Origin of the sequence: Pseudarthrobacter raffinosi (assembly GCF_023913835.1) — a bacterium.
Classification (GTDB): domain Bacteria; phylum Actinomycetota; class Actinomycetes; order Actinomycetales; family Micrococcaceae; genus Arthrobacter; species Arthrobacter raffinosi.
Map to the genome: position 1 here is coordinate 1 of NZ_JAMXBG010000029.1, position 22,790 is coordinate 22,790.

At 65.1% G+C, this 22,790-nt stretch carries 23 protein-coding genes; 11 read left to right on the top strand and 12 right to left on the bottom strand.

Translation table 11 applies throughout. The annotated features are described in order from the left end of the window. Positions 1–211 precede the first annotated feature (211 nt). The gene (locus tag NG697_RS19665; RefSeq protein WP_252614986.1) at positions 212–649 is read right to left on the bottom strand and encodes a putative endonuclease domain-containing protein; all 438 of its coding nucleotides are present in this window, start codon (positions 647–649) and stop codon (positions 212–214) included. A gap of 474 nt (positions 650–1,123) precedes the next feature. Then, positions 1,124–2,146 (bottom strand): class II fructose-bisphosphatase, encoded by a 1,023-nt coding sequence (gene glpX, locus NG697_RS19670; protein ID WP_252566698.1) that lies wholly within the window; start codon positions 2,144–2,146, stop codon positions 1,124–1,126. Positions 2,147–2,338: 192 nt separating this feature from the next. Between glpX and NG697_RS19675 the strand changes: the two genes are divergently transcribed. The 4 genes from NG697_RS19675 (at position 2,339) to NG697_RS19690 (ending at position 6,056) form a co-directional block, all read left to right on the top strand. Beyond that, complete coding sequence (locus NG697_RS19675; protein ID WP_252614987.1) at positions 2,339–3,046, top strand: DUF4245 domain-containing protein; 708 nt, start codon at positions 2,339–2,341, stop codon at positions 3,044–3,046. Positions 3,047–3,055: 9 nt separating this feature from the next. Then, on the top strand, positions 3,056–3,670 hold the full coding sequence (locus NG697_RS19680) for a carbonic anhydrase (protein WP_104060993.1): 615 nt from the start codon (positions 3,056–3,058) through the stop codon (positions 3,668–3,670). A 76-nt stretch (positions 3,671–3,746) separates the two neighbouring features. Continuing rightward, positions 3,747–5,168 (top strand): class II fumarate hydratase, encoded by a 1,422-nt coding sequence (locus NG697_RS19685; RefSeq protein ID WP_252602357.1) that lies wholly within the window; start codon positions 3,747–3,749, stop codon positions 5,166–5,168. A 228-nt stretch (positions 5,169–5,396) separates the two neighbouring features. Next, positions 5,397–6,056, top strand: a complete 660-nt coding sequence (locus NG697_RS19690; RefSeq protein WP_252614988.1) for a TetR/AcrR family transcriptional regulator — start codon at positions 5,397–5,399, stop codon at positions 6,054–6,056. A 112-nt stretch (positions 6,057–6,168) separates the two neighbouring features. On the opposite strand, the gene NG697_RS19695 is transcribed toward NG697_RS19690, so the two are convergent. After that, the gene (locus NG697_RS19695) at positions 6,169–6,726 is read right to left on the bottom strand and encodes a prepilin peptidase (RefSeq protein WP_252614989.1); all 558 of its coding nucleotides are present in this window, start codon (positions 6,724–6,726) and stop codon (positions 6,169–6,171) included. A gap of 59 nt (positions 6,727–6,785) precedes the next feature. Between NG697_RS19695 and NG697_RS19700 the strand changes: the two genes are divergently transcribed. Next, entirely contained in the window at positions 6,786–7,580 is a 795-nt protein-coding gene (locus NG697_RS19700; protein ID WP_252614990.1) for a hypothetical protein, read from the top strand. 72 nt (positions 7,581–7,652) lie between these two features. Further along, entirely contained in the window at positions 7,653–8,300 is a 648-nt protein-coding gene (locus NG697_RS19705) for a GNAT family N-acetyltransferase (protein WP_252607811.1), read from the top strand. 317 nt (positions 8,301–8,617) lie between these two features. On the opposite strand, the gene phoH2 is transcribed toward NG697_RS19705, so the two are convergent. Both phoH2 and NG697_RS19715 read right to left on the bottom strand, forming a co-directional pair. After that, complete coding sequence (gene phoH2, locus NG697_RS19710) at positions 8,618–10,048, bottom strand: RNA 5'-3' helicase PhoH2 (RefSeq protein ID WP_252614991.1); 1,431 nt, start codon at positions 10,046–10,048, stop codon at positions 8,618–8,620. A gap of 240 nt (positions 10,049–10,288) precedes the next feature. Continuing rightward, positions 10,289–11,050 (bottom strand): isoprenyl transferase, encoded by a 762-nt coding sequence (locus NG697_RS19715; protein WP_252602442.1) that lies wholly within the window; start codon positions 11,048–11,050, stop codon positions 10,289–10,291. A gap of 154 nt (positions 11,051–11,204) precedes the next feature. Here NG697_RS19715 and trhA point away from each other — a divergent pair, with 154 nt between their 5' ends. Then, on the top strand, positions 11,205–11,927 hold the full coding sequence (gene trhA, locus NG697_RS19720) for a PAQR family membrane homeostasis protein TrhA (RefSeq protein WP_240484314.1): 723 nt from the start codon (positions 11,205–11,207) through the stop codon (positions 11,925–11,927). A gap of 39 nt (positions 11,928–11,966) precedes the next feature. Here trhA and NG697_RS19725 read toward each other — a convergent pair whose 3' ends face one another. After that, positions 11,967–12,326, bottom strand: a complete 360-nt coding sequence (locus NG697_RS19725) for a hypothetical protein (protein WP_252602369.1) — start codon at positions 12,324–12,326, stop codon at positions 11,967–11,969. 114 nt (positions 12,327–12,440) lie between these two features. Next, the gene (gene mca, locus NG697_RS19730; RefSeq protein WP_252602371.1) at positions 12,441–13,346 is read right to left on the bottom strand and encodes a mycothiol conjugate amidase Mca; all 906 of its coding nucleotides are present in this window, start codon (positions 13,344–13,346) and stop codon (positions 12,441–12,443) included. A gap of 143 nt (positions 13,347–13,489) precedes the next feature. On the opposite strand from mca, the gene NG697_RS19735 reads away from it, so the two are divergent. Both NG697_RS19735 and greA read left to right on the top strand, forming a co-directional pair. Next, positions 13,490–13,948: a DUF4307 domain-containing protein gene (locus NG697_RS19735; RefSeq protein WP_252602373.1), complete on the top strand. Its 459-nt coding sequence runs from the start codon at positions 13,490–13,492 to the stop codon at positions 13,946–13,948. 152 nt (positions 13,949–14,100) lie between these two features. Then, the gene (greA, locus tag NG697_RS19740; protein WP_056343498.1) at positions 14,101–14,595 is read left to right on the top strand and encodes a transcription elongation factor GreA; all 495 of its coding nucleotides are present in this window, start codon (positions 14,101–14,103) and stop codon (positions 14,593–14,595) included. A 53-nt stretch (positions 14,596–14,648) separates the two neighbouring features. On the opposite strand, the gene NG697_RS19745 is transcribed toward greA, so the two are convergent. The 4 genes from NG697_RS19745 to NG697_RS19760 are packed head-to-tail and all read right to left on the bottom strand — an operon-like array spanning position 14,649 to position 18,876. Then, positions 14,649–15,266 (bottom strand): rhomboid family intramembrane serine protease, encoded by a 618-nt coding sequence (locus tag NG697_RS19745; protein ID WP_252614992.1) that lies wholly within the window; start codon positions 15,264–15,266, stop codon positions 14,649–14,651. An 8-nt stretch (positions 15,267–15,274) separates the two neighbouring features. Beyond that, positions 15,275–16,513: a threonine ammonia-lyase gene (ilvA, locus tag NG697_RS19750; RefSeq protein ID WP_104060985.1), complete on the bottom strand. Its 1,239-nt coding sequence runs from the start codon at positions 16,511–16,513 to the stop codon at positions 15,275–15,277. Between the two features lie 49 nt (positions 16,514–16,562). Next, entirely contained in the window at positions 16,563–17,876 is a 1,314-nt protein-coding gene (locus tag NG697_RS19755; RefSeq protein WP_252614993.1) for an AI-2E family transporter, read from the bottom strand. A 40-nt stretch (positions 17,877–17,916) separates the two neighbouring features. Continuing rightward, positions 17,917–18,876: an aldose 1-epimerase family protein gene (locus NG697_RS19760; protein ID WP_252607808.1), complete on the bottom strand. Its 960-nt coding sequence runs from the start codon at positions 18,874–18,876 to the stop codon at positions 17,917–17,919. A gap of 150 nt (positions 18,877–19,026) precedes the next feature. On the opposite strand from NG697_RS19760, the gene galT reads away from it, so the two are divergent. Together galT and galK are read left to right on the top strand one after the other, a co-directional pair. Beyond that, positions 19,027–20,199, top strand: coding sequence for a galactose-1-phosphate uridylyltransferase (gene galT, locus NG697_RS19765; RefSeq protein WP_252602384.1), 1,173 nt, complete (start codon positions 19,027–19,029; stop codon positions 20,197–20,199). A gap of 68 nt (positions 20,200–20,267) precedes the next feature. Continuing rightward, the gene (gene galK, locus NG697_RS19770) at positions 20,268–21,431 is read left to right on the top strand and encodes a galactokinase (RefSeq protein WP_252615000.1); all 1,164 of its coding nucleotides are present in this window, start codon (positions 20,268–20,270) and stop codon (positions 21,429–21,431) included. 101 nt (positions 21,432–21,532) lie between these two features. Here the strand turns inward: galK and NG697_RS19775 are convergent, their stop codons facing one another. Next, positions 21,533–22,432 carry a Bax inhibitor-1/YccA family protein gene (locus NG697_RS19775; RefSeq protein WP_252602387.1) on the bottom strand — a complete coding sequence of 300 codons (900 nt, stop codon included), beginning with the start codon at positions 22,430–22,432 and terminating at the stop codon, positions 21,533–21,535. Positions 22,433–22,790: the final 358 nt, after the last annotated feature.

A 22,790-nucleotide genomic window follows, 5' to 3' on the forward strand; every position in this document is an offset into this window, starting at 1 on the left:
CGACCCCGGCCCACCCTCAACCTCGAAACCCCAGCCAACCGGCTGAACCAGCTGCTACAAGCGGCATAACCACCCAGCGTTGCTTCCACCAGTTGACTTTGCCCGCTGTTTGGGGTCATCAACTGCCAGTCGTTCCCACCCGGTGCGGGCCGACGAACCGCTCAGGACCGCCCGCACTTTTTTGACGACGAAGGGCCGATCCCCTTCCAGATCACTCTTCTGGACACGGATTTCTCGCCAGCCCATCTTCAGTCAGGCCCTGCCGCTTGATATCGCGGCGGTACTGGTCAGGATCACGGTGGTGGGCGCCGTCATATTGCAGTGCGATCCGATACTCCGGGTAGGCAGCATCCGGCCAGACCACAGGGTGACCCAGCCCGTTGCGGAGCACAGCATTCAATGTCGGTTCGGGAAGTCCGGCCTGTACCAGTGCCAGCCGCATCAAGCTTTCGGGTGCCGAGTCCGCCCCCACCCTGATCAGATCCAAGGCTAACCTCGCCGTTTTCACCCCGCGCATTCCCGGATACTGACCCGCAATGTGCCTCAGGTCGGCAACAGTTGCCAGCGGCTTCCGTGGCATCGGGAAGTCATCTCCATGGCTGACGACAATGGAGTCACCGGCCGCGACAAGATCGTTGAGGTCCAGCATGGTGGCCAGGTACGAGCCGGTGACGTGAGCCGAACGCCGTCGAACGATATGACCTCGCCGGGTTTGAACGACAACTGGTGACCCACAACGTTCCTGCGGCGCGGCTTGCAGCCGTCTGCAGGACGGGCTATGTGGATCCTCCAGTCCTGCTCCAGCCAAGCCGGGAGGCATACTCCGCAAATTCGCGCGCTGGTGGAGTGCGTCAGGACGCAACTGGGGTCAAGGCGGCCTCAGCTGTCTCCGAGTGAGGCCCAGGACCTCTACATCGGCAACAAGAAATGATCCGTGCGGGAGCTGAGGAGGCATGGGCGTCCGGGTCATGCTCCATTGTGGACCGATTCCGGCCTGCGGTTTGCGTTATCCACAGGCTGGGTTACCTGCTGAAACGCGAACTGGCAGCTGATGACGCCAAATCAGAGGAATTTGGGGTCATTAGCTGCCAGTTCGCGCAGGGTACGCGGCGTGAAGAACCTGCTAGTTCTTGCGGGCGTAGCCTTCCCACTTGCTGGCCTGGTGCTCACCATCAACGAAGCGGATGGTGCCGGACTTTGAACGCATCACGATGGACTGCGTCAGGACCTTGTCCTTGGAGTAGCGAACGCCCCGGAGGAGGTCGCCGTCGGTGATGCCGGTGGCCGCGAAGTAGCAGTTGTCGCTGGACACGAGGTCGTTGGTGGACAGCACGCGGTCCAGGTCGTGGCCAGCGTCGATGGCCTTCTGCTTCTCGTCGTCGCTCGTGGGCCACAGGCGGCCCTGGATGACGCCGCCGAGTGACTTGATGGCGCAGGCAGCAACGATGCCTTCCGGCGTGCCGCCGATACCCATGAGGGCGTCGACGCCGGTGCCGGAGCGGGCTGCGGCGATTGCCCCGGCGACGTCACCGTCCATGATGAACTTGGTGCGCGCACCGGCTTCGCGGATCTCTTCGACCAGGGGGCGATGGCGGTCGCGGTCAAGGATCATGACGTTGAGCTGGTTGACCTTCACGCCCTTTGCCTTGGCGATCAGGTGCAGGTTCTGCTTGACCGGCAGGCGGAGGTCCACCATGTCGGCGGCTTCCGGCCCCGTGACGAGCTTTTCCATGTAGAACACCGCGGACGGATCGAACATGGAGCCGCGCTCAGCCACGGCGAGGACTGCCAGGGCGTTGTTGATGCCGAGGGCGGCCAGGCGGGTGCCGTCGATCGGGTCCACGGCAACGTCGCACTCAGGACCGGTGCCGTCGCCAACGTGTTCGCCGTTGAACAGCATGGGGGCTTCGTCTTTTTCGCCTTCGCCGATGACCACAACGCCGTTGAAGTGGACCGTGTGAAGGAAGGAGCGCATGGCGTCAACGGCCGCGCCGTCCGCCTTGTTCTTGTCGCCGAAACCAACCCAGTGGCCGCCGGCGATGGCCGCGGCCTCGGTGACGCGGACAAGCTCAAGGGCGAGGTTGCGGTCTGGCTCGTCGATGCCCACGGCCAGGGAGGGGGAAATCGTAGAGTACTGCTGGGTCATAGGCGCTGGTGACACGTGAACCTCTTCTTCGAGTGGCGATCATTGGACCCGCGCGGCCGGATTCAGCCGGTGCGGTGATTCCTCTGGTACTGATCATAGTCGTGGCGGCGCCGTCGGGGCGTGGCATGACGCAGTCCAGCAACATGGGCCCGGAGTCCCCCGCCCTCCCCCGACTGTGAGTTGCGCGTAAACATGGGCGACTATAGAGGGGTGAGTGAAAAGCAGGAAAAGACCAGCCCCGGGCCCGACCCCTCCGAATCCGGAGCAAACGGCGACGGCGCAGGCACTGCCGAAACAGCCCCCGTCCGCCCAGTAATCCCGGCCGCCGCGGCGAAGCGCGCCAATGCCTCCGTGATCGGCATGATCGTTGCCCTGGTGGTGAGCATCGCCGCCTTCCTGCCCATCATCCTGATGAACCCCCTCCCCAAGAGCGACGGATTCCGCCCGAACATCGACGTCGGCGCAGTGGCCCGGAACGCCACGGATGTGGCGGGATTCACACCCGTAACACCGGACACCGGCAAGTCGTTCACGTCCAACTACGCCCGATGGGAGTCGGGCAGCGGCAGCGGCGTTCCCACTTGGGAAGTTGGCTACCTGACACCGAACGAGTCCTTCATCGGCCTGGTCCAGACCCGCCAGTCCAACCCCACCTGGCTCGTCCAGCAGACCAAGAGCGCTCCCGTGACGGGAACGCGTGCGGCGGGCGGACAGGACTGGGAGCTGCGTGACACCGGCAAAGGCGAGAAGAGCATGGTGCTGACTTACCGCGGAACCACCGTTGTCCTGACGGGAAGCGCTCAGCTGGACGAATTCGCCGAACTCGCCACCGCCGTCGTACAGTCCATGGACGCCAACCCGGCCGTCACAGTTTCACCGTCAGCCAGCACCGCCCCGTAAAGTAAGCCCGTGGCTACCTACCTGACCCCTGCCCTTGCCTGGCGCCGCATGCGCGAAGGCAACGAACGCTTTGTTGCCGGCGAATCGTCGCACCCGAACCAGGACGCGTCCCGCCGGTCGTCGCTGGTGGAAAACCAGCACCCGTTTGCCGTGATCTTCGGCTGCTCGGACTCCCGGCTCGCCGCGGAGATTATCTTCGACCTCGGCCTGGGGGACGCCTTTGTGGTGCGCACCGCCGGCCAGGTGATTGACGACGCCGTCCTGGGCTCCCTCGAGTACAGCATCAGTGTGCTGGGGGTGCCGCTGATCGTGGTGCTGGGACATGACAGCTGCGGCGCCGTCAGTGCCACCAAGTCCGCAGTGGACACCGGCAACATGCCGGTGGGCTTTATGCGGGACCTGGTGGAACGCATCACGCCTTCTGTCTTGACGTCCATGCGGAACGGCGAGCACGAGATCAACGACATGGTGGTGGAGCACGTGAAGCAGACGTCCAAGCGCCTGGTGGACAGCTCCCGTGTGATTTCGGCCGCAATCGAGGACGGCCGCGCCGCGGTGATCGGCCTCTCGTACAGCCTCGCCGAGGGCCACGCCAACGTGGTTTCCGGGATCGGCGAGGTCTAGGCCCAGCCCGAATCAGTGCCCGTAGCATGCGGTTCACGGTTTTAGTCCGGGCCCCCGATCGCCCTAAGCTAGCCCCATGACTTCCACTGAAGAATTCCGCATTGAACACGACACGATGGGCGAAGTCCGCGTCCCCGTGAACGCCCTGTACCGTGCACAGACGCAGCGTGCAGTTGAAAACTTCCCCATCTCCGGCAAGACCCTGGAACGCGCGCACATCGAGGCGCTGGCCCGGGTCAAGAAGGCTGCCGCGCAGGCCAACGCAGAACTTGGGGTGCTCGACGGCGAGCTGGCCAAGGCGATCGCTGCGGCTGCCGATGAGGTAGCTGCCGGCAAGTACGACGGCGACTTCCCCATCGACGTCTTCCAGACCGGTTCCGGCACGTCCTCGAACATGAACATGAACGAGGTCCTCGCCGAGCTGGCCACGCGTGCCCTCAAAGCCGCCGGGAGTGACAAAGTTGTCCACCCGAACGACCACGTCAACGCCTCACAGTCCTCCAACGACGTCTTCCCCACCTCGGTCCACGTCGCCGCCACCTCGGCCCTGATCAACGACCTCATCCCGGCGTTCGTCTACCTGGCCGAGTCGCTGGAACGCAAGGCCGTGGAGTTCAAGGACGTCGTCAAGTCCGGCCGCACCCACCTCATGGACGCCACCCCGGTGACGCTCGGCCAGGAGTTCGGCGGCTACGCAGCCCAGGTCCGCTACGGCATCGAGCGCATCAACGCCGCCCTCCCCCGTGTTGCCGAAGTTCCGCTCGGCGGCACCGCGGTGGGCACCGGCATCAACACCCCTGCCGGCTTCCCGGAACGTGTCATCGAACTGCTCGCCACGGACACCGGCCTGCCGCTGACCGAGGCCCGCGACCACTTCGAGGCCCAGGCCAACCGCGACGGCCTCATCGAAGGCTCAAGCCAGCTGCGCAACATCGCGATCTCCTTCATGAAGATCAACAATGACCTCCGCTGGATGGGCTCCGGCCCCAACACCGGCCTCGGCGAAATCGCCATCCCGGACCTGCAGCCGGGCTCCTCGATCATGCCGGGCAAGGTCAACCCGGTCATCTGCGAGGCATCCATCATGGTCTGCGCCCAGGTCATCGGCAACGACACCGCCATCGCCTGGTCCGGCACCAACGGCGCCTTCGAGCTCAATGTCGGCATCCCCGTGATGGCCGCCAACCTGCTCGAGTCGATCCGCCTGCTGGCCAACACCAGCCGCGTCATGGCGGACAAGATGATCGACGGCATCACCGCCAACGTGGAGCGCGCCCGCTTCCTGGCCGAGGCCTCCCCCTCGATCGTGACTCCGCTGAACAAGTACATCGGCTACGAGAACGCTGCCAAAATCGCCAAGAAGGCAGTGGCCGAGGGCCTCACCATCCGTGAGACCGTCGTCGCCATGGGCTTCCTGGAGCGCGGCGAGGTCACCGAAGAGCAGCTGGACACCGCGCTGGACGTTATGTCCATGACGCGCCCGCCGCACAAGGCATAGGTCCCCACCGCCTCCCTTGCTTCGCTCCGCTCAGCCAGGGAACCCTCCCCGCTACCTCCCCAATCTCGCAAGCTCGATAGGGGCCCCTCGGTAGCGTGGGCCCAGACGGCGGTGGCCCCTTTACGAACGACGGCGGCCGGCACCTTCCCCACGGAAGGCGCCGGCCGCCGTCGTGCGTGGCGCTTGCCTTTTTTGCACTCTTAGTGGTTTAGTGCAAAACTTTACTTTGTGGAAAATAGTGCAAACATCGACGGCGGCCTCCGGGAACGCAAGCGCCAGCAGACGCGCCAGGCTGTCACTGCCGCCGCGCGCTCGTTGACCGCGGCCAAAGGGCTCATCGGCTTCACGGTCGAGGAAGTCTGCGAAGAGGCGGGCATCTCCCGCCGGACGTTCTTCAACTACTTCCCCACCAAGGAAGACGCCATCCTCGGCCATCACGACGACGAGCACCCCGGCGAACTCATGGCCGGCTTCCTGGCCGGCGGCGGCGAACCGGGAACCATCTCCGAATCCCTCCTGGCCGACCTCATCCAGCTCACCCTGGACATCTGGGCGGCGAAAGTGGACTCCGAGTCCGCCACCAATGTCCGCCAGCTCATCGCCGCGATCAAAAAAGAGCCGCAGCTGGTGGCAAAGATCGTCGGCATCAGCGCCGAACGCGAGGCCGCATCCCGCCAGCTCATCGCCCAACGTGAAGGCGTCCCCGCCGATCACCCGGTAGTGGTCATGGCCGTCACCGCGATCACCGCCGTAGCCCATCACGCGCACGGAACATACTTCTCGGCGTCGAACACCCGCAGTTTCCCGGAGCTGCTCCTCGAAGACGCCCGGGCCCTCAAGACCCTGTTCGCGCAGAACCTCCCCACCACCTCCAAAGGATCATCATGACCACCACCGTCGGTCCCAAAGCGGCAGCCGGCCCGCTGCTGCTGACCCAGAAACGCATCTGGATCATCTTCTCGGCGCGCCTGCGGACCGGGGCCGCAAGTGTCCTCTCGCGCTAAGCGGGCAGGAGCATGGCGGCAGTGGCGCCGGCGAGCATAAACGGGCCGAACGGGATGGAAGACTTCAAGGTGCCGCGGCGGGCCGCCAGCAGGGCCATGGACCAGAGGCCTCCCAGCAGGAAAGCTGCGAAGGTCCCGGCAAAAACGTGCCCCCAGCCGAGATAGCCAAGGTACATCCCCAGGACGCCGGCCAGCTTCACGTCGCCAAAGCCCATGCCGGGCGGGTAAACCATCCGCAGGACAAAATAGAAGGCCCACAGAACCGCTCCCCCCGCCAGGATGCGCAGCGCCGGGATCCCCAGGAGCTCGGCGGCACCGTCGGGTGACCCCACGAGCGCGGCAGGACCGGCGATCACGTGCACCAAGGCCGCCGCGAGCAACAGGACCCCCGCCACACCGTAGGACGGGAGGACAATCCGGTTGGGCAGCAGATGGTGGCGCACGTCAATCACCGTCAGCCGGGCCGCCATAACAATAAAGTAGGCACATGCGGCCAGCACCAGCCAGAACGCCAGCGGGGTGGCATCCCACAGTCCATCGAGTCGTCGGATCACCCCTCGGATGCTACTGGATTCGCGCGCCGCACCGCAGAGCCCACGCGTAAACTGTGGATATGTCGACATGGGACACCAGGCGCCGGCCGGATCCGGAGGGCATCGCCGACGCTGCGGACCTGAGCACCATGTTCCGGAACCTTTGCCGTTCTTCCCCCTGGAAGTGGCAGTCCCTGCGCTTTGAATACTGGGATGAACCGTTCACCGACGTACCGGACCCGTCCGCTCCCCTGGTCCGCGCCTGGCTGCGCCGGCCCGGGGCGCTGCGCCTGGAAACCGCCGACCGGCTTGTCCTCCACAGCACCACCGGCATCAACGATTCCAAGGACGGGTTGTACGTCAGCGCCACCCGGAAGTCCTGGCTGCTGCCGCCCCACCTGGTGGCGCCCGTTTACGACGACGGCGGCCTGGTCAGGCGCCGGCCGGAGGCAGCATACGGCGAGCCGGGCTTCGGGAACGGCCGCTTCTCGGCTGCCCTTGATCCCGTGGAACTCGCCGGGAGCGCCCCTGTCCCCATCGAGTTCCCGGGCACCAACGCCGTGGACGTCGACGCCGTGCGCCGGGTCGAACACGAGGGCCGGCCGGCGCTGGAGGCAACCGTGACGCCTACCGCGTCCTACCGGCCCGCGGATCCTGCCGCTCCGCTCTGCCTACCCGGCAGCAACCGGGTGCGGATCGACGTGGAAACCGGCGTCTGCGTGGCCAGCCAGTCACTCGAAGCGGCAACCCCGGATTATGGGCATTGGATCCGGATCCTCGCGGTGGACGAATACATGCTGGACGACCTGTTCGTGGCGGAGTCCATGAACCTTACGGACGTCCGCCGTCACATCGCATGGGACATCCGCACCTGAGCGCGGGTCCTGCTCCCGCCATCACCGGCGTTTGACAGACTCCCGTGGCCCGTCCTGGGCTAGGCTTCCCTGATGACCGCGCTGACTTCCATCTGGCCCCTCGTCGGCCTCGAGTTGACCACACCCCGACTGGTGCTGCGTCCCATCGCCGACGCCGACATTCCCGCCGCAGTTGCAGCGGCCGCCAGCGGAGTCCACGAACCCGGCCGGAGCCCCTTCAGCACTCCGTGGACGGAACTGCCGGCGGAGTCCTTAGGGCACAACATGGCGCAGTGGTACTGGCGTTGCCGCGGCCAGGCCACACCCGAGGACTGGACCCTGCTCCTTGGCATCTGGTACCAGGACGAATTCATCGGCTGCCAGGACATCGGTGCCAAGGACTTTGCCACCCTCAAGACCGTCAGCACCGGCTCCTGGCTCAAGCAGTCCCTCCACGGCCAAGGGCTCGGCACGGAGATGCGGGCCGCCGTCGCGCTTTACGCGTTCGACTGGCTCGGCGCCGAAGTGGCCGAATCCGAAGCCGCCGCCTGGAACGCCGCCTCCCTGGGCGTGTCCCGCTCCCTCGGCTACGAACTCAACGGCACCAACAGGCAATCCTGGGGCGGCAAGGCCGTCGAAGTCCAAAAAGTGCGCCTCACGCCCGCAACCTTCAAACGCCCCGACTGGACCCTCCAAGTGAAGGGCCACGAAGCGGCAGCCAAGTTCCTCGGCGTCGGCTGAGGGTGGTTGGGTCCGCCAGGTAGAGGTCCTTCGCCGTCGCTTAGACACGACGCATAGGGGCTCCGCCGGTCGCTAAGCGACCTCTGGGCCCGATGCGCCGCGATGCGCTCCTACGCGAAGAACCCCCACCTGACGTGTGCGCCGGTCACCGCCGTTCAAGGAGGGCCGCGGGCCTTCTCGTAGGAGCGCATCGCCGACCAAAGCGGCGCGAAGGTCGCCCAGCGACCGTAGCAAAGCGGCGGGAGGTGTCTAAGCGACGGAGAAGGGCCGTGGCCCGACGAACGGAACCACGGCCCCTCACCTAACGGAACGCAGGTCTAGACTTCGGCGCCTTCGAGGAGCTCTGTTACCAGGGCTGCGATCGGTGACCTTTCGGAACGGGTCAAGGTGATGTGGCCGAAGAGGGGGTGTCCTTTCAGGGTTTCGACGACGGCGGCGATACCGTCGTGCCGACCGACGCGCAGGTTGTCACGCTGGGCGACGTCGTGGGTGAGGACGATCTTGGAGTTCTGGCCGATGCGGCTCATCACGGTGAGGAGGACGTTCTTCTCGAGCGACTGGGCCTCGTCGACGATCACGAAGGCGTCGTGAAGGGAACGGCCGCGGATGTGGGTCAGCGGCATGACCTCGAGCATGCCTCGGTCCATAACTTCCTCCACGACTTCCTGGCTGACCAGGGCGCCGAGCGTATCAAAGACCGCCTGGGCCCAGGGGTTCATCTTTTCCGACTCGGAGCCGGGCAGGTAGCCAAGTTCCTGTCCACCCACGGCGTAGAGCGGACGGAAGACGATCACCTTGCGGTGCTCGCGGCGTTCCAGCACGGCTTCCAGACCGGCACACAGGGCCAGCGCGGATTTGCCGGTGCCGGCCCGTCCGCCAACCGAAACGATTCCGACGGCGGGGTCCATCAGCATGTCGATTGCGAGCCGCTGTTCCGCCGATCGTCCGTGGAGCCCGAATACGTCCCGGTCCCCCTTGACCAGCCGCACCTGCTTGTCAGCGCCCACCCGGCCCAGGGCTGAGCCCCGGTTGGAGAGGATCACCAGCCCGGTGTTGACCGGCATTTCCGCGGCCGCGGGAATGAAGACCGGCTCGTGGCCGTACAGGGTGGAAATTTCTTCCTCGCTGGCTTCCACCTCCGCGACGCCGGTCCAGCCCGTATCCTTCACGAGCTCGTTGCGGTATTCGTCGGCAGTAAGTCCCATGGCGGAGGCCTTGACCCGCATGGGGAGATCCTTCGACACCACGGTGACGTTCCGGCCTTCATTGGCCAGGTTCTTGGCCACAGCCAGGATGCGGCTGTCGTTGTCTCCGCTGCGGAAACCCAAGGGGAGCACGTCGGCGGAAATGTGGTTCAGCTCCACCAGGAGGGTGCCGCCCTCGTTTCCGATGGGGATGGGTTTGCTCAAGCCACCGTGTTTCACCCGGAGATCATCGAGCAGCCGGAGCGCCTTGCGGGCAAAATAGCCCAGTTCGGGGTCGTGCCGTTTCCCCTCAAGTTCCGTGATGACAACAATCGGAACAATGACTTCGTGCTCGGCGAAGCGCAGCAGCGCCCGTGGATCCGAGAGCAGGACGGAGGTGTCAATGACGAACGTGCTAATGGTGGCGTCCCTTCCGGAGACAGCAAAACCGGCCGCAGATGTTTCGTCTGCTGCACCGGTTTGTGAGGTGGCTCGCGTGGCGCGAGAGGTAGCTTTCTGTCCCTGGTCAAAAACGGCTTCGGGCAGTTGTTCAGAATTAGCCACATCGACTCCAGCCCCGGGCACGCCCGGAATTGTTATTGGTGAGGCGGCTCGGCCTGGAGGCCGGGTCCGGCCTCCCATACAACCGGTGCGAAATTCGCTCCATGTACTGGCCTCCCCGATCAGCCGGCGTATTTGCCTGCTGATGGATATAACGTAAATCCCTGCCCAGTAATTTCCGGTGCCATCCGTCGGCGATTCCTGTTACCGGCTTGTGAATTCCGGATGAACGGACCGGCCGGATCAGGTCCCGAAGCGCCGCTGCCTGCCGGCGTAGTCCCGAAGGGCGCGGAGGAAGTCCACTTTTCGGAAGGCGGGCCACAAGGCCTCGCAAAAGTAGAACTCGCTGTACGCGCTCTGCCACATCAGGAACCCGGACAGCCGCTGCTCCCCGGAGGTTCTGATCACCAGGTCCGGATCCGGCTGGCCGCGAGTGTAGAGGAAACGGGAAATATCGTCCACGGACAGGGTGTCAGCGAGCACCGAAATGTCAGAGCCCTTGGCGACGGCGTCGTGAAGCAGCTCCCGCACGGCGTCAACGATTTCGCGGCGTCCGCCGTAGCCCACCGCAACGTTGACGTGGATCTTTTCGCGTACCGGAGTGCGGGCAGTGAGCTTGTTGAGCCGTTCCGCCAGGTAGTCGGGCAAGAGCTCGGGGGCGCCCATGGCGTTGACCGAGATGTTGGCGTCATCGTCCAGGCGGTCCAGGGTGTTGGCAATGATCCCCATCAGAAGGTCCAGCTCCTCGCTGGACCGGCTCATGTTGTCCGTGGACAGCATGTAGAGCGTGACCACCTTGACCCCAAGCTCCTGGCACCATCCGAGGAATTCATGGATCTTGTCCGCGCCGGCCTGGTGGCCCTGGCTGGTGGGTGCGTTGAACTGTTTGGCCCAGCGGCGGTTGCCATCCACCATCACGCCGATGTGATTGGGAATGCGGCCGCCGGCCAACTCGCTGAGCAGCCGCCTCTCGTAGAAGCCATAAAGGAACCCGCGCAATTCCACGAGGAGACTCACCTGACTTCCGTTGCTGTTCGACGGCATTGCACATCCTAGGCTACCGTCCGGGACCGGGACCGGCGTGACGGGACGTTCCCGGATGACCTGCCATGATTGTTACCCATGAGTAACTTATCCAAAGAGAGGATATTCTGAAGCCATGAACAGCCAGACTCCTGACGGCCCCCGCGCGCCCTCGGCGGACCACGGCCACAGCCCCTTGAACGACGCCGCCGTCCGGCTGGCCGAGCTCCTGATGATCAAGCCCAAGTGGCGCGGCTGGATCCACACCGTCACGGCTCCGCTGGCCCTGGCAGCGGGCCTCGTCCTCGTGGTCCTCGCCCCCACGACGGACCGCAAGATCACCTCGGCCATCTACGCTGCCACCGGCGTCCTGCTTTTTGGCATCAGTGCCATCTACCACCGCGGCAACTGGTCTCCGGGCGTGAAGATTGTCCTCAAGCGTCTGGACCACACCAACATCATGCTGGTCATCGCCGGCAGCTATACTCCCCTGGCCTGGTCGCTGCTGGAACAGCCCAAGGCGGTCCTGCTGCTCTGGGTCATCTGGTCCGGGGCCATTCTGGGCGTGCTGTTCCGGCTGCTGTGGACGGACGCGCCGCGCTGGCTGTACGTGCCCATCTACATCGCCCTGGGCTGCGGGTCGCTGTTCTACCTGCCTGAGTTCTTCGCGGCCAGCGTCCCCGCCGCCGTCCTCATCTGTGTGGGCGGCGTACTGTACATCACCGGCGCCGTGTTCTACGCGCTGAAGAAACCCAACTTCAGCTACGAACACTTTGGCTTCCACGAACTGTTCCATGCCCTGACGGTTCTGGCCTTCGCAGCACATTTCACGGCGATCGCCATCGCAGTCCTCAGCTGAACTGTCGAGGCCGGTAGGAACGCGGGGGTCCGGCCCGCTTCAGTCGCGGGGCTGGGGCCGGTCGGCGGCCTGGCCGCGACCGTTGTCTTCGCGGCCTGCCTTGTCGCCGGACGCATCCGTGTCGCCGGCAACACCGAGGCCGTCGTGGCCGTCCGCAGCTTCAATGTCCGCGGCCTCGGCCGCTGCCTGGCGTTCCTCTTCCACCTGCGCCCGGTAGCGGACGCGGCGGATGCGGCGGACCATGTCCACAATCAGCAGCGTGGTGGCCAGCACAAAGAAAGCCGTCATGATAAAGCCCCACAGGCCCGGGGTGATCTGGTCCTCGGAGATGCCCTCACGCAGGCCGGGCGTCGGCAGCGGTGAGGGCGTGGTGGTCAGGGCGAGGAGCAAGTGGTGCACGGTTCAAACCTTCTGTGGAAACTGATGGGCAGCCAGCCGGGGATTCCGGAGGCGGGTCCGCGGGGTCCGGACCAGCCCACTGCTTTTCTACACGGCATAGAATATGCTGCCGCTCTATCTTAGCCCGGCGAAAAGGTCCTTTTCGGGCAATTCCGCGGGGACCCTGGACTCGATCAGGGAGTAGTCTTCCCACGGCCACACGCGGCGCTGCATCTCGGCCGACACGGCAAAGAAGAAGCCCAGCGGATCAACCTGCGTCCGGTGCGCGCGGAGTGCGTCGTCGCGGGCCTCAAAAAAGTCCCCGCAGTCGATCTGCGTGGTGGTGGCATGGGCACCCTGTGGCGGGGTGTGGCCTTCCGCGTCCGTTTCCAGCCACGCGGCCAGCCGCTGGGCGTACGGGGACTGCAGGCCTGCTTCCTCGAGGGCAAAATGCAGTGCGCGGAACCGGTCCGGGCTGAAGGCCCTGTCGTAATAGAGCTTGCTGGGTTCCCAGGCCGCTCCGGCGTCGGGATACCTGCTGGGGTCACCCGCAGCCGCAAATGCCTCCACTGCCACCCGGTGCGCCATGATGTGGTCCGGGTGCGGGTATCCCCCGTTTTCGTCATAGCTGACGATCACCTGCGGCTTGAAGTCCCGGACCAGCCGCACCAGCGGCGCCGCGGCGCGCTCCAGCGGCTGGACGGCGAAGGATCCGGCAGGCAGCGGCGGCAGCGGATCGCCCTCGGGCAGCCCGGAGTCCGTGAATCCCAACCAGCGCTGCTGGATGCCCAATACCTTGGCCGCCTGGTCCATTTCCAGCCGGCGCGCCCCGGCCATGTCCCGCTTGGGATGCGGCTCGGCTTCCACGGCAGGGTTCTGGATGTCTCCGCGGGATCCGTCGGTGCAGGTGGCCACCATGACTTCCACTCCGGCGGCGGCGTACATGGCCATGGTCGCGGCACCCTTGCTTGACTCGTCGTCCGGGTGAGCATGCACGGCTAGCAGCCTCAGCGTTGCCGGGGTATTGGTGGACGCTGTCATCGAGGACGGCTCCTTATTCTTCTGCGGCTGCTGTGACGGCCATTGGACTGAGGACTTGCATGACTGGACGGACGGGACAGCTGTGCCGGGGGTGCTGATCCGGCCCGGACGGCCACGGCCTGGAACCGAACTAAACTGGACTGGTGACTACCCAGGATCAGCCCGCCGCGTCCCCGCCTGCAGACACTAGCCTAGCCAATCGTTATGGCAGTAAAAAGCAGCCCCTCCCGCGTGCGGTCAAACGTGGCATTGCCGTAGCGGCGCTGGCGGCCGGAGTGGGGTTTATGGCCTGGGTCTCCACGTCCTCAGCCGGCTCTGACGTGACGTTCAAGGACATCGGTTTCAGCACCACCGATGCCACGGCGACCGAGGTTGATTTCCAGGTCACCCGGGAACCAGGGACGGCCGTCAAGTGCGCCGTCAAGGCCCTCGACTCCAAGTTCGCCGTGGTGGGCTGGAAAGTAGTGGACATCCCGCCCGGGAAAGCTGACGGAACGGCCGACGGCGGCAGGACAGTTTCGCAGCGCGTGACACTCCGGACGGAGTCCTTGTCAGTTTCCGGCGTGGTGGACGACTGCTGGATTCCGAGTGCCGGGACGTAGCGCCGTGTGATCTATGCCCCATCCCGGGTTGGGTATGTCCAGAGTTTTGACTACAATGGGTCAATACCTTTACCCCGCTGAGCTGGTTGCTGAGTTCCATACGTGGCCACCGTTGCGGGGTCTTTTGCATGTACGACCATTAGGAGAAGTCCGTGTCTACCACCAACAGCGCGCCTGCAGCCTGGCTCACCCAGGAAGCTTTTGACCGCCTGAAGGCAGAGCTGGACCACCTTTCCGGCCCTGGCCGTGCGGAGATCGTCCAGAAGATTGAAGCTGCCCGGCAAGAGGGCGACCTAAAGGAAAACGGCGGCTACCATGCAGCCAAAGAAGAGCAGGGCAAGATCGAAGCCCGGATCCGCCAGCTGACGGCCCTTCTGCGCGATGCCCACGTGGGCGAGTCCCCCGCTGACGACGGCATTGTGGAGCCAGGCATGCTCGTTGTTGCCCGGATCGCAGGCGACGAAGAGACATTCCTGCTGGGGTCCCGCGAAATCGCCGGCGATTCAGACCTGGACGTGTTCAGTGAGAAGTCACCCCTCGGCGCCGCAATCGTCGGCCACAAAGAGGGCGCGAAGCTCAGCTACACGGCTCCGAACGGCAAGGACATCACGGTGGAGATCCTCTCCGCCAAGCCTTACGCAGGCTGACGCTTCACACTGATCGTTTCAGGCCAACCAAGCCTGGCCAACGCCGGTCCCCGTCAGGGGGCCGGCGTTCTTGCGTGCTTGGGGCGCAGCAACAGGGCAGCGACAACTCCGCCTGCCGCGCCGCCGAGGTGCGCCTGCCAGGAGATGTAGCTGCCCATGATGGGCAGCACCCCCAGCAGGATGCCTCCGTAGACCATAAACAGCACCACGGCGAGCAGGATCTGGCGCCAGCTGTGGTTGAAGAAACCCCGCACCAGGAGGAAGGCGAACAATCCGAAAACCAGGCCGGAGGCGCCAACGGTAATGCCGCCGTCGCCAATCAGCCACACTGTCAGTCCGGAGCCCAGCCAGCTGAACCCGAGGGCCGTCAGGAACACCCTCACGCCGGAGAGGAACACCAGGAAGCCGAAGACGACCAGGGGCAGGGCATTGGACAGCAGGTGGTTCAGATTGGCGTGCAGCAGCGGGAACGTCAGGATGTCCAGAAGCCCGTCCGCGGACCGGGGGCGGAGCCCGAAAGTCCGGTTCAGGGCATGCAGGGTCAGCATGTTGAACAGTTCGATCACAAAGAGCACGGCCACAAAGCCGCCGGCCACCAACAGTCCGCCCTTCGCCCGCGAGGCTGTGGTTTCCCGGTTCCGCGGCTTTCCGTCCCCCATCGCGTCAAGCATGGCTGCTCCTAATGCACCACAATGGGCTGGAAACCCTCGGCACGAAGGGCGCCGAGGACCTGCTCACAATGTTCGTGGCCCTTGGTTTCGAGGTTCACGGTGATGGAAACGTCGCCCATGCTGATGGAGCCGCCAACACGCGTGTGATCCAGGCCCGTGACGTTCGCATCGTTTTCGGCGATGATGCGGGCGATGGTGGCCAGCGAGCCCGGCCGGTCATCCAGCATCATCCGGACTGTCATGTAGCGCCCGGCGGCGGACAGGCCCCGCTGGATGACTTTAAGCATCAGCATCGGATCGATATTGCCGCCGGACAGGATCACGGCCGTGGTCCCGGGGTTTTCGATTTTGCCGTCCATCAAGGCCGCAACTCCAACCGCCCCGGCGGGTTCCACCACCATCTTGGCCCGCTCCAGCAGGAAGATCAGGGCCCGCGCCAGGGAATCCTCGCTGACCGTGACAACATCATCCACCAGCTCGCGGATGATGCTGAAGGGCAGCTGTCCGGGCCGCCCCACCGCAATGCCGTCAGCCATGGTGGACACTTTCTTCAGCGGAACCAGTGCGTCGGCGGCGAGTGACGGCGGATAAGCCGCAGCATTTTCGGCCTGGACACCGATGATGCGGATTTCCCGGCCAAGTTCCCTGGCCCGGGCCTTGACGGCGACAGCAACTCCGGCCAGCAGCCCGCCGCCGCCCACACCCATCAGGATGGTGTCCACATTGGGGATCTGCTCGAGAATCTCCAGGCCGATGGTTCCCTGGCCGGACACCACATCAACATTGTCGAAAGGGTGCACAAAGACCATGCCGGACTCATCGGCGTAGCGCTGCGCCTCGGCGAGGGCCTCATCCACGTTGTGGCCGTGGAGGATCACCTCCGCACCGTGGCTGCGCGTGGCCGCCAGTTTCGGGAGGGCTACGCCCAGCGGCATGTAGATGCGGGCCTTGATGCCCAGGCTTTTGGCGGCTACGGCCACGCCCTGTGCGTGGTTTCCGGCTGACGCGGCCACAACACCGCGTTTTTTGTCCTCAGCCGAGAGCTTGGCCATGCGGACATAGGCACCGCGGACCTTGAACGATCCGGCCCGCTGCAGGTTTTCGCACTTGAAGAAGACGTCGCCGCCAACCATCCCGCCCAGGGCCCGTGACGATTCCACCGGGGTCCGCATAATAATCCCCTCGAGCAGCTTCTGCGCCTCCAGGACATCGTCCAGCGTGACGGGAAGGGTTTCAAGGGTGTTCACGGACTTATGCTCCTTGGGTGGATACGGCTCCGGCGCCTTGGCTCATGTTTCAGGCCTGGGCGTCCGGATTGGCTGCTTCTGTGCTGGCTGCGGCGTCCTTGCCGCGCTTGGGCTTGAAGCCCGGCAACCGGACGTCCCTGATGGAGTCATCATGGTCCGGACCTGGCGTCACCGGCCCTCCGGGGGTTGCCAGCACCTGTTCATGTTCCCACGTTCTGGCCGCGATGTAGCGAATTGCGGAGTTTGCTACGGCGAGGATGGGGACTGAGAACAGCGCGCCGGGGATGCCCGCAAGGTACGAACCCGCCGCCACAGAGAGGATGACCGCCACCGGGTGCAGGGCCACGGCCTTGCCCATCACGAGGGGTTGCAGGATGTGGCTCTCCAGCTGCTGGACCAGCAGGACGATAGCCAGCATGATCAGGGCGTTGACCGGCCCGTTGGCCACCAGGGCCAGGAGCACGGCGATGGCCCCGGTCACCAGGGCACCGACTACGGGGATAAAGGAACCGATGAACACAAGCACGCTCAGGGGCAGGGCAAGCGGCACCCCGATGATGGCCGCGCCGGCGCCGATGCCTACCGCGTCAACAAACGCAACAAACATCTGGATCCGTGCGTAGCTGACCATCGAAGCCCAGCCCTTGCGTCCGGCACCGAACGTTGCCGCACGCGCTTTCTTCGGGAGGAGGCGGACCAGGAAGGCCCAGATCCTGTCGCCTTCGAGCAGGAAGAAGATCAGGATGAACAGGGCCAGCACCATTCCCGCGGCGAAGTGGCCTGCGGTGCTGCCGAAGGACAACGCACCGCTGAGGATGCTGCTGCTGTTGTTCTGGAGTGCGGCGGATGCTTCCTTGAGGTACTGGTCGATCTGGTCGGCGGTGAGGTGCAGGGGTCCTTCGGCCAGCCAGTCCTGGACCTGCCTCACGCCCGCCAGCGCCTGGGACCACAGTTCCCCGAATCCTGCGGCCAGCTGGCGACCCACCAGGGCAAGGGCGCCAGCAATCACGCCGATGAACCCCAGCACCGTGATGGCCACCGCGGCGCCGTTCGGAAGGCGCCTGCTCCGCAGCCAGCGCACCACCGGGCTCAGCAGTCCGGCCAGGAGCGCGGCCACCATAACGGGGATAATCAGGAAGCTGATCCGGCTGAGCAGCCAAATCAGGGCGCCGGCCATCAACAGGATGAGACCAAGCCGCCAGGCCCACGAAGCAGCGATCCGGATACCGTAGGGAATGTCCTTCTCAAGCTCCCGGTCCGCCCGCACCCGGGCCGGACGGACGGGTTCCACAGGCCGGACCGTGTCCGGTACCGTGCCTGTGGGCGTTGAATCGGGTGGTGTGGCGTCCTCGGCTGGCGTCATAGCCTAATACTTCCTCAGCACAGGCCCTTATGCGAAACGGCTACCCGGCCCCGCCCAGGACAGCATCAATCCCCCAGGTCATCGTGAACGATTCTCCTGCCGGGAGCCAGCGCAGCCCGTCACCCGAGTTGAAGGCGTTGGCTGGACCGGTCATGGGTTCGATGGCCACCGCCCTGGGCCTGCCGGGCAGCTCACTTGTCACAAAGATGTGGACGTAGCCGCAGGATTCGTCCTGCCACAACGTGACACTGCGGCCGTCAGGTGCGCTGAGCACATGGCGGGCCGCACCGCCGTCGAACGTCAGGTCAGTGAGGGCGACATCGATCTCAAGGTCCCCCACCGTTTGGCCGCTGCGGAAGTCACTGTCCCCGCTGACGGGCTCCGAGCTCCGCGGAATCAGGCGCTGGTCCGCCACCAGTCGGGTGCCGGCGGCGACGGTCAGGGTCAGGTGGTCCACGTCCGCGTCGCCCAGCCGCAGGTAAGGGTGGGCGCCCAGGACGAACGGCGCTGACGTGTTGGAATCGTTGATCAGCGTCTGGCGGACTTCCAGGCCAAGGTCCTCACCGAGAAGGTACTGGACACGGTGCCGCACCAGGAAGGGGTAGCCATGCTGCGGGAAGACCGTCGCCTCGAGGGTCACGGAATATTGCTCTTCATCAACCAAGCTGTAGGCGGAGTTGCGGAGCAGTCCATGGCTGGCGTTGTTCCGTGAAACCTCCGTGATGTCCAGTTGCTGCTTCTTACCGTCCAGGTACCAGAGCCCGTCCTCCACCCTGTTTGCCCAGGGGGCGAGGGTGATCCCGGCGGCGCCGGGGGAAATCTCGGCGTCCCCATAGGTCTCGGTTAGCTGGACACCGGCGCGGCTGTAGAGCCGCAGGCCGGCCGCCAACTCAGTCACAACGGCCAACGCGTCACCCCTGCGGAGTTCGTACTGCCGGCCGGTGGCGTAGGTCTGGAATCCGACGGGAATGCTCGCGTCCGGGGTTGCACTCGAAGTCATGAGCACCACCGTAACAGTGGGCAAGGACAGCCTGCCATCACCGCGAAATGTTCTCTTTTGTGTGAAACTATTCATTTTTGAGCGAAATATGGGATGATCGAGGCAACGGACGCCCGGCACCTCCGGCACCAGCACGCAAAGGACCCCGCCATGACAGGTATCACCACCACCACGCTCGCCGATGGCCGGGAGCTGATTTATTTCGACGACGGCGCCACTGCCCAGCCCCGCACGGCGGCCACCACCACCGATCACCGGCCCTTGCCCGAGCGCGGCGAGCCTGGCGAAGTACGCTTCGATGCCCTCACCGACGAATGGGTGGCCGTCGCGGCGCACCGGCAGTCCCGCACCCACCTCCCGCCTGCCGACCAGTGCCCCATCTGCCCCACCACACTGAACAACCCCTCCGAGATCCCAGCACCCGACTACGACGTTGTGGTGTTTGAAAACCGCTTCCCGTCGCTGGGCCCGGCTGTGGGCCCAGTGCCGTCCACTCCGGCCTGGGGCACCACCGGACCCGCGTACGGACGCTGCGAAGTAGTGGCGTTCACTCCCGAGCACACGGGATCGTTCAGTGGCCTGGGTGAGGCCCGCGCCCGGACTGTAGTTGAGGCGTGGGCGCACCGCACCGAAGTCCTCAGCAAACTGCCGGGGATCAAGCAGGTGTTCCCGTTCGAAAACCGCGGGGCCGACATCGGCGTCACCCTCCACCACCCGCATGGCCAGATCTATGCGTACCCCTACGTCACGCCCCGGGCAGGGGTCATCGGAGCGGCCGCACGCAAGTTCTATGATGGGTCCGACGGGCGGCAGACGCTGACGGGCTCGCTTCTGCGGGCGGAACGCGAGGACGGGAGCCGAATGGTGATGGAGGGCGAGAATTTCAGCGCCTACGTGCCGTTCGCTGCCCGCTGGCCGCTGGAAATCCACCTGGTGCCGCACCGGCAGGTACCCGACCTGGCCGCCTTGAGCGGTGAGGAAAAGGATGAACTGGCCCATGTCTACCTTGACCTGCTCAAACGGCTCGATGCCCTGTATCCGACGCCGACGCCCTACATTTCCGCCTGGCACCAGGCCCCTCTTGACGACCTCCTGCGCCCCGCCAGCTACCTGCACCTCCAGCTGACGTCGCCCCGCCGGGCAGCGGACAAGCTCAAGTTCCTGGCCGGCTCCGAAGCCGCCATGGGCGCCTTTATCAATGACACCACCCCGGAAAGCGTGGCGGAGCGGCTCCGTGCCGTGGTGGTTCCGGAGTCCAGCCCCGTCCCTGCAGCAACCGTCCCTGCTGCTCTGGGGGCCCTGCCTGAAGGAGTACACGCGTGAGCGCCTCCCCTGACGCGTCGACTGCCCGGACCCCTCTGACCAACCCGGCGGAACCGGGCACTGAGGACCTGGATACAGCGCAGCCCGGCACGGCGGACCTGGCCGCCCGCTTTGGGCAGGAGTTCGGCAGGCTTCCCGACGGCGTCTGGCAGGCACCGGGACGCGTTAACCTCATCGGCGAGCACACCGACTACAACGAGGGTTTTGTGCTCCCGTTCGCGATCGATCGGACCGCCCGGGTGGCTGTTGCAGTCCGTCCGGACTCCATGGTCAGGCTCCTCTCCACTTATGGTGACCACGGCATGGTCACCGCTGACCTCGGCTCTTTGGACGCGGCTTCCGCCAAGGGCTGGACGAAGTATCCGCTCGGTGTGATGTGGGCGTTGCAGCAGCAGGGCATCACCGTTCCGGGGGTGGACCTGCTGCTGGATTCCAACGTCCCCCTGGGCGCCGGCCTGTCCTCATCGCACGCCATCGAATGCGCGGTCATCTCAGCCCTGAATGATCTGACGGGAGCGGGGCTTGAACCCGAGGAGATGGTCCTCGCCACCCAGCGCGCAGAGAACGACTTTGTCGGCGCCCCCACGGGCATCATGGACCAGTCAGCGTCGTTGCGCGGATCCAAGGGGCACGCAGTCTTCCTGGACTGCCGCGACCAGAGCGTTCAGCTGGTTCCCTTCGAAACAGAACCTGCAGGGCTGGTGATGCTGGTGATCGATACCAACGTCTCCCACTCCCATGCCGACGGCGGGTACGCTTCCCGTCGCGCGTCCTGCGAACTGGGCGCCGAGGTCCTGGGCGTCAAGGCACTGCGTGACGTCCGGATGGAGGACCTGGAAGAAGCCGCCGGCCTCCTGGACGAGGTCACCTACCGGCGCGTGCGCCATATCGTGACCGAAAACAACCGCGTGCTGCAGACCGTGGAGCTGCTGGCCAGTGCGGGCCCCATTTCCATCGGCGCGCTGCTGGACGCCAGTCACATTTCCATGCGGGACGACTTTGAAATCTCCTGCCCGGAGCTGGATCTGGCGGTGGCCACCTCCCGCGCCAACGGCGCAATCGGCGCCCGGATGACCGGCGGTGGCTTCGGCGGGGCCGCCATCGCGCTCACCCCGGTGACGTCGGAGCAGCAGGTGCGGGCCGCCGTCGTGCGTGCCTTCGAAGAAGCCGGCTACAGGGCCCCTGACATCTTCACGGTGACCCCTGCAGAGGGAGCCATGCGCATTTCGTAGCGCTGATACCGCAAAAAGAGGGCCCCGCCTGATGCGAAATGCATCGGTGGGGCCCTCTTCTTGTGAGTGCGAATTACGACGGCGGATGCCGGGTTTTGTTGTCAGTCCTCGCCGCGGAGGATGGCCAGGACGCGGATGATCTCCACGTACAGCCAGACCAGGGTGACCGTCAGGCCGAAGGCCGCGGTCCAGGAGAAGCGCTGCGGCGCACCGCTCTGAACGCCGGCCTCGATGCTGGTGAAGTCCATGACCAGGGAGAACGCGGCCAGGCCAATGGCCAGGATGCCGATGACAACACCAATGATGCCGCTGCGCAGGCCGAACGGTTCCGTCGTCATACCCGTCATCATCATGACTAGGTTGACCACGGAGAACAGGCCGTAACCCACCAGGGCGATCATAAAGAACTTCATGGCCTTGGGAGAGGCGCGCACCTTGCCGCTCTTGAACAGGAGCAGCGTCACGGTGAACACGGACAGCGTGCCGATGACGGCCTGCAGGCCGACTCCCGGGTACATCAGGTCAAGCACGCGGGTGAGGCCGCCGAGGAACAGGCCTTCGAGCCCGGCATAGGCCAGGATCAGGGCCGGCGAAGGCTGCTTCTTGAACGTGTTGACCAGTGCCAGGACGAAGCCGCCCAGCGCACCGACGATCATCAGGATGCTGGCCAGCCCCATGCTGACGAACAGGGTCACCGCGGCACCGGCCAGCAGGACTCCGAGGCAGGCAGCAGTCTTGACGATGACGTCGTCGTACGTCATCCGGCCGGTGTCCGCGGGACCTGCGGCCGGCTGGTTGTACATCTGGCGCAACTGCTCATCGGTCATGTTCTGCTGCTGGCCCCAGCCGTTCTGGGGATCCATGACCTGGCCGGGAGCCCGCTGGCCGTAAGGCTGCTGGCCGTACTGGGTCTGTCCGTAGGGCGCCTGCGGGACAGGCGGTGCCTGGGTGGCTCCACGGAAATTTTTTCCGTTGAAGATCGGGTTTCCGCCAAGTGCCATTGCTGGTGTCCTCCAAGTAAGGGGGTGGGTTGCTGAACTTAAGGTTCACGTTACCAACTTCCACGTGCCCGCGCTTCAATAAGTTCCCCATCCATGGCGCCGAAACGCAACCGTGATGCATCCGAGTGGACGGTCGCTCGCGCCCCCGGGCCGCGCGTAGGCCAGACCGCCCCCTGAGGAATACTGCTGATCAACAGAAGTTTCTTTGCGAACACTTTGCCAATGCGCCATGGCTGTAGCGCAGTTGTTATGCGATCGCTACCCGACGGCCTCCCCCCCAGCCTAAAATTTGCCTCTGACGAGCTGTAACATAAACCACACACGGTGACGGATATCACAATCAGGCCCCCAACCTGCA